We start from the raw sequence: 6,012 nt of genomic DNA on the forward strand, positions 1-6,012 counted from the left end.
CTCAGACTGCCAAAAGCGCCGAACGTTGCCTGCGCTGACGCTGAACCAGGAACGAAATCACCGCCAGGGCGACACCGGCCATATCAGTCCACAGTCCGCCTTCGATCATCAACAACGCCGCGGCAATCATCATGATGCGGACCACCCAGGCAGCACTGACCTTGCCGAACCAGCCCAGCACGCCACCAGACAACAGGTACACGCCAAAGGTTGCGGTCACCAGGGCGCGGGCGATAACAAACCAGTCCCCGTCCATCAACAACGCGCTGTTGTAGAAGAACATGAACGGCACGATGAACGCCGCAATGCCGATCCGGAACGAAGCCACCGAGGTTTCCATGGCATTGGCTCCGGAAATACCGGCCGCCGCGTAGGAGGCCAACGCAACCGGCGGGGTAATGGCAGAGACCACGGCAAAGTAGAACACAAAGAAGTGTGCTGTCAGCGGCTCAATACCCAACTGAACCAGACCCGGCGCCACAACGGATGCAGCCACCGCATAGGCCGCTGTGGTGGGCATCCCCATGCCCAGCAGGATGGAAATGAACATGGCAAAGATGAGCGCCAGCAGCTGGCTTGCAGCAGCGACATCCAGCAACAGAACCGAGAATCGGGCCCCGACCCCGGTCAGGGAAATAACGCCTACGATGACACCCGCCGCCGCACACACTACGATAATCTGGATCGCCATATAGGAGGCAACTTCCAGTGCCTGAAGGATTTGTCGCACGCCCATCTTGTTTGGTGAAAACCAGCTCACCACAGCCGCCGAGATAGTGGCCAGGGTGCCGGCACGGATCACCGAATATCCCATGAACAGGGCAACAATCAGGATGAAGATGGGTACGAACAGATAGCACTGCCTGATCATGGTCCGGAGTTTTGGCAACTCGTCCTCGCGCATGCCGCGCATGCCGGTCTTGGCCGCTTCAAAATCCACCATGAAGTAAACCGAGGCGAAGTAGAGAATCGCCGGAATGATCGCAGCAATGGCAATCTCGGTATAGGGAATACCGGTGATCTCCGCCATGATGAAAGCGCCAGCGCCCATGATCGGCGGCATGATCTGGCCACCAGTGGAAGCGGCGGCTTCAACAGCGCCTGCCGATTGTTTGCTGTAGCCCACTTTTTTCATCAACGGGATCGTCAGCGAGCCGGTAGAGACCACGTTGCCGGCACTGGTGCCGTTGATCATGCCCATGAGGCCGGAGGCAAAGATCGACACCTTGGCCGGACCACCCCGGGACCGGCCGGCAGCAGCAAAGGCGAAGTTCACGAAATAGTCACCCACCTTTGAAGACTGCAGAAAGGCGGCAAAAATAATGAACAGAATGATGTAGGTGGATGATACTGCCGTCGTGGGTCCCAGAATACCTGCATCGGTATAGACCTGGCTGAAAAAACGTTGAACCGACAGACCGGGATAGCCCAGGAAGCCCGGCAGATAGGGACCGGCGAACACATAAACAAGAAACACCAGGCCGATAATCACCAGTGCCATGCCCGCCACACGCCGAGTCAGCTCCATAATCAGAGCCGTACCTGCAATCGCGGCAAAGGATATGCCGACCGGAGCAAAGGAGGTGCCGGTAGACATCCTCATGGAGGTGTTATAAACCACGAGAAAGTAGACCGCCACAGCCAGGGAGCACACAATGAGCACCAGATCCGGCACGCTGAACACCGAACGCGCCCGTTGATGAAACCAGCTCATGACGATGCCGACGCCGGTTGTCGCCAGCAGCGGCCAGCCAAAGTGCCAGGTCTCCAGCTCAGCGGGAATGCGAACGGTACCACTCTGGACCATCTGCCAGAACGAAAAGGTCTGATACAGTACATAGAGTGCCGGCAACATGGCGGCCGCACTGATCCAAGTGGTCCAGCGGTTACGGGCATTGCCTTCTTCCGCAGAGATGAAACGGGCGCCTGCAAAAAGCACAAAACCCAGCACCAGGGCGCCGGCGATATGGACTATCCGGAAAGACCAGGTTTCCAGCGGAGCTATGTTCAGGGAGTATAAGTGGAAGGATGAATAGACAATCGCCAGCATTGCGACGAATTTCAGGAGACCGCCTTCAAACAGTCTTCGGTTGGCTTCTACCGGTTCATCATCAACGTTGTGAGCGAGAGTATGGTCCTCGCCCACTTCTATGTCCGGAAGGTTCTGGGAATTTTGTTCGGTAGTCATGATACACCCTGCTCACAGGCAAATCGGAGCCAGAAACTGGCTGGCTGTCATTCGGGGGATTGCCAAGCAATCCCCCGCACGAAAACAGTTACTTGATCTTGCTTTGCTCAATCGTGTAACCGTTTTCATTGAACCAACGCGCGGCACCCGGGTGCCAGGGCAGTACGTTGTTCTTGCTGTAATTCTCGGGAACCGAGTTACGGGCAGCCTTGTGAATGGAAACCATCTTGTCGTTATTCTCCATGCTTAGCTTGGTGATCTCATACACGAAGCTTTCGGGCATATCGCAGTTCACCATCGCGAAGTTCCACATGGAGACAACGCGGGACGGCTCGTCCAGGGACTGGTAGGTGGAGGCCGGAATGATAAATTCGGAAACCGGGAAGTTGTTGATGATTGTCTCAGCTTCTGCGTCGGTCATACCGATGATGTTGACGTCGGTTTGCACTTCCAGCTGGCTTACCGCAGGAATCGGAATGCCCGCAGCAAAGGCCACCACGTCAATCAGGCCATCCTGGAGTTGACCACCCAGATCGGACCAGCTGCCATTGCGGCGCTCGAAATTCACGCCCAGGGTTTCCATCATCCGCGGGAAATAGGTATCAGAAGTTGAGCCCGCTGGCCCGAAGCCAATAGTGGCGCCATCCGGGATATCATCAATGGACGTAATACCGGAGCTTGACAGCGCGGTAACCGAGAATGGCGTTTCATACATCGGGAACATGGCACACACATTATCCATCTTCATACCCGGAGCCAGAGGGCTGTTGCCGTCCATTGACTCACGTGCAGGGCCCATGGTGGTCAGGCCGAACTTGAGGTCACCAGTATGCACCAGTGCCATGTTCTGCATCGGGCCTCCAGTGATTTCCGCACCACCGGAAACACCCAGATTTTCAGCCACAAAGTTGGCCCAACCGGAACCATAGGCGAAATAGGTTCCACCTTGGCTGGCAGTGCCCACCGTGAAGTTGTCAGGCCAGTCTGAACGATCCTGAGCAACGGCAGGGTTTGCGACAACGAAGGTGGAGGCGAATGCCACCGCCATGAAGGCTTGGGTTTTCATAGAGAATGCTCCCCGTTTCATTTTGTTTGTTTGGGTTCTCGACGTCGCCTCAACCGGGCGGCGTTGGCACACCTGGCTGCAAGGACCAGACCAGTTCCAAAAACCACTTTTAAAACAGCTACGTTTTGAAAAACACAGAGGCCACCCACTAGAAAATGGGTGAATTTACACCCATTGGAATTCCATGATGGGTGGAAAACCACACCTGAGTTCAGGCGACACTGGGGCTTTCGTGGTAGGAAGGGGCCAATGGCCCAATGAACAGTGTGTCAATTGCCTGTGCTTAGGTTCCCTTATTACGTCAGGTACAAGGGAATGCGGGAATACTCACCACGGACCTCACGGCCCAGCCAAAGACGGAGTACTCATCGTCGAAGTTCCTTTCTGGTGATCGATAGTTCCCGGGCTACCCAATGATTAAGCGTGATCAAAAATCACCACAATGGCATTGTTAGCACCACATAACGCAGATAGCCGTCAAACAGGCAGCGTGTTCGCTTTTCCACAATTCATTCCTGCGCTTTTGATGAACAGTTTAACCAGCCTCCAATCCTGACGTTTGATTTTGGCTCATCCCCGAGAGCACGGAGAACAGGCCAAGGATAATATCGCCGCTCGTATTATCGACGGTTCATCCCCGCGAGCGCGGGGAACGGGGTGTCACTGGAATCCCGAGCCATGGCGACATCCGGTTCATCCCCGCGAGCGCGGGGAACGGCAGGGCGTCTGGGGCTCTGCCCTCTGGTTTGGCGGTTCATCCCCGCGAGCGCGGGGAACGGCATATACCAGGTACGCCGTTCAACCCTATGTTCGGTTCATCCCCGCGAGCGCGGGGAACGGCTGTTCAGCCAGCTGATCGAGCTGATCTATGCCGGTTCATCCCCGCGAGCGCGGGGAACGGCGCCGCTTGACTCTCAGTGACCAGCGAGTACACGGTTCATCCCCGCGAGCGCGGGGAACGGGAGCGACCAGCGCGCACACGCTCCAGCGTTGCCGGTTCATCCCCGCGAGCGCGGGGAACGGCTTGGTGTCCATCCATTCCGATGAAAAGATCCCGGTTCATCCCCGCGAGCGCGGGGAACGGATGACGACGCGGAACTGGAAGACGCCCGTGCGCGGTTCATCCCCGCGAGCGCGGGGAACGGCGCCGCCCCGGTTCAGGTGGCAACCATTCAGACGGTTCATCCCCGCGAGCGCGGGGAACGGGGGTGCGCTGGGTGTCTACCTGAGTCTCGGCTGCGGTTCATCCCCGCGAGCGCGGGGAACGGCGACAGAGATTCACGCGGTGCTATCGCGGCACCGGTTCATCCCCGCGAGCGCGGGGAACGGTGCAGGATTGATAACAAGCTCTTCACTGATTTCGGTTCATCCCCGCGAGCGCGGGGAACGGCTGCGGAGCTGGGGTTTTGGAGGCCACATACCCGGTTCATCCCCGCGAGCGCGGGGAACGGCCCTTCGCGCCGATTGTCGCCGGCAACGAAACCGGTTCATCCCCGCGAGCGCGGGGAACGGCCCAAATTACCAATCTTTTTGTAGCACTTAGGCGGTTCATCCCCGCGAGCGCGGGGAACGGCTTGTCTGCGGCTTTATGGATGTCTTTCTTTGCGGTTCATCCCCGCGAGCGCGGGGAACGGAAAAATAGCCGAGAAGTACGAAATCAAAGAAGCGGTTCATCCCCGCGAGCGCGGGGAACGACGTCTAATTATCTGCTTAACAGACACATTAACCGGTTCATCCCCGCGAGCGCGGGGAACGGCTGATATGTAGGGGCCGGACCGGCATCCCATCTGGTTCATCCCCGCGAGCGCGGGGAACGGACTCCCCAGTCTATGATCTCGTACCATCCCGGCGGTTCATCCCCGCGAGCGCGGGGAACGGGCCACGACGCCGACGACACCATACAGCTATGTCGGTTCATCCCCGCGAGCGCGGGGAACGGCAGAAGGCCGACGAGATCGGCTGCCCCTACGACGGTTCATCCCCGCGAGCGCGGGGAACGGCGGCAAATACCTGTATTTCATCACAAACACAACGGTTCATCCCCGCGAGCGCGGGGAACGGCTTTACAAGCAGGGCGGTTACAAGATTGAGCGCGGTTCATCCCCGCGAGCGCGGGGAACGGCTAACTAGTTTCCGTCCATAAACGTAAAACACTGATATTAAATAAAAAAATGAGGTAATCAGGCAGGAAACCTCCAGCGGAAAATGGTATTCTTTGTCACAAGCAATTGAAACAAAAGAAAAAACCAGAATCCGAGGAGGTAACAATGCGTCAAAAACGCACCGTCCAGAGCAGTATATTCGATCTTTACGCAGAGCACGAGATCGGGCGCGAACTCGAAGCGATGTCCGACTGGCTGGATGGTCATCCCGAGATTCTGGATTGGATGACCCCGGAACTGTGCCGGGCAGACGTGAAGGAGACTGGCCGTGAAGGATTGTCTGTCGAGTCGATATTGCGCTGCGCCATCCTGAAGCAGCACCGTCAACTCAGCTATGAAGCCTTGGCCTTTTATCTGGAGGACTCTCGTTCCTTTCAGGCCTTTGCGCGGCTGCCCCTGAGATTAAAGCCGAAGAAGTCGGCGCTGCAGAGGGGGATCAGCGCCCTGAGTGAGGCAAGCTGGGAGCGGATCAATCGGTTGATGTTGCAAGATGCGCAAACGCAAAAGATCGAGCGCGGACGCCAGGTTCGGGTTGATAGCACGGTCACGGAGGCACCGGTTCACGCGCCGACGGACAGCAGCCTGCTCTGGGATGC

The 6,012-nt window shown here is 57.4% G+C and carries 3 protein-coding genes and 1 CRISPR repeat array; of the genes, 1 reads left to right on the forward strand and 2 read right to left on the reverse strand.

Annotated elements, in window-relative coordinates; all coding sequences use genetic code 11:
* Position 1: 1 nt before the first annotated feature.
* The gene (locus tag QPL96_RS03830; protein WP_303285669.1) at positions 2–2,188 is read right to left on the reverse strand and encodes a TRAP transporter permease; all 2,187 of its coding nucleotides are present in this window, start codon (positions 2,186–2,188) and stop codon (positions 2–4) included.
* 88 nt (positions 2,189–2,276) lie between these two features.
* On the reverse strand, positions 2,277–3,254 hold the full coding sequence (locus tag QPL96_RS03835; RefSeq protein ID WP_303285670.1) for a TAXI family TRAP transporter solute-binding subunit: 978 nt from the start codon (positions 3,252–3,254) through the stop codon (positions 2,277–2,279).
* Positions 3,255–3,820: 566 nt separating this feature from the next.
* Positions 3,821–5,376: direct repeats of the CRISPR family, unit length 29 nt; unit sequence CGGTTCATCCCCGCGAGCGCGGGGAACGG.
* Positions 5,377–5,521: 145 nt separating this feature from the next.
* On the opposite strand from QPL96_RS03835, the gene QPL96_RS03840 reads away from it, so the two are divergent.
* Positions 5,522–6,012: transposase (locus tag QPL96_RS03840; protein WP_303285671.1), on the forward strand; the 491-nt coding region annotated here is incomplete at its 3' end.

Origin of the sequence: Marinobacter sp. SS8-8 (assembly GCF_030540945.1) — a bacterium.
Lineage (GTDB): Bacteria > Pseudomonadota > Gammaproteobacteria > Pseudomonadales > Oleiphilaceae > Marinobacter.

Bases quoted from the DNA above. Each gene is read 5' to 3' on its own strand.
- QPL96_RS03830 (WP_303285669.1), bottom strand. From the start codon at position 2,188: ATGACTACCGAACAAAATTCCCAGAACCTTCCGGACATAGAAGTGGGC.
- QPL96_RS03835 (WP_303285670.1), bottom strand. From the start codon at position 3,254: ATGAAAACCCAAGCCTTCATGGCGGTGGCATTCGCCTCCACCTTCGTT.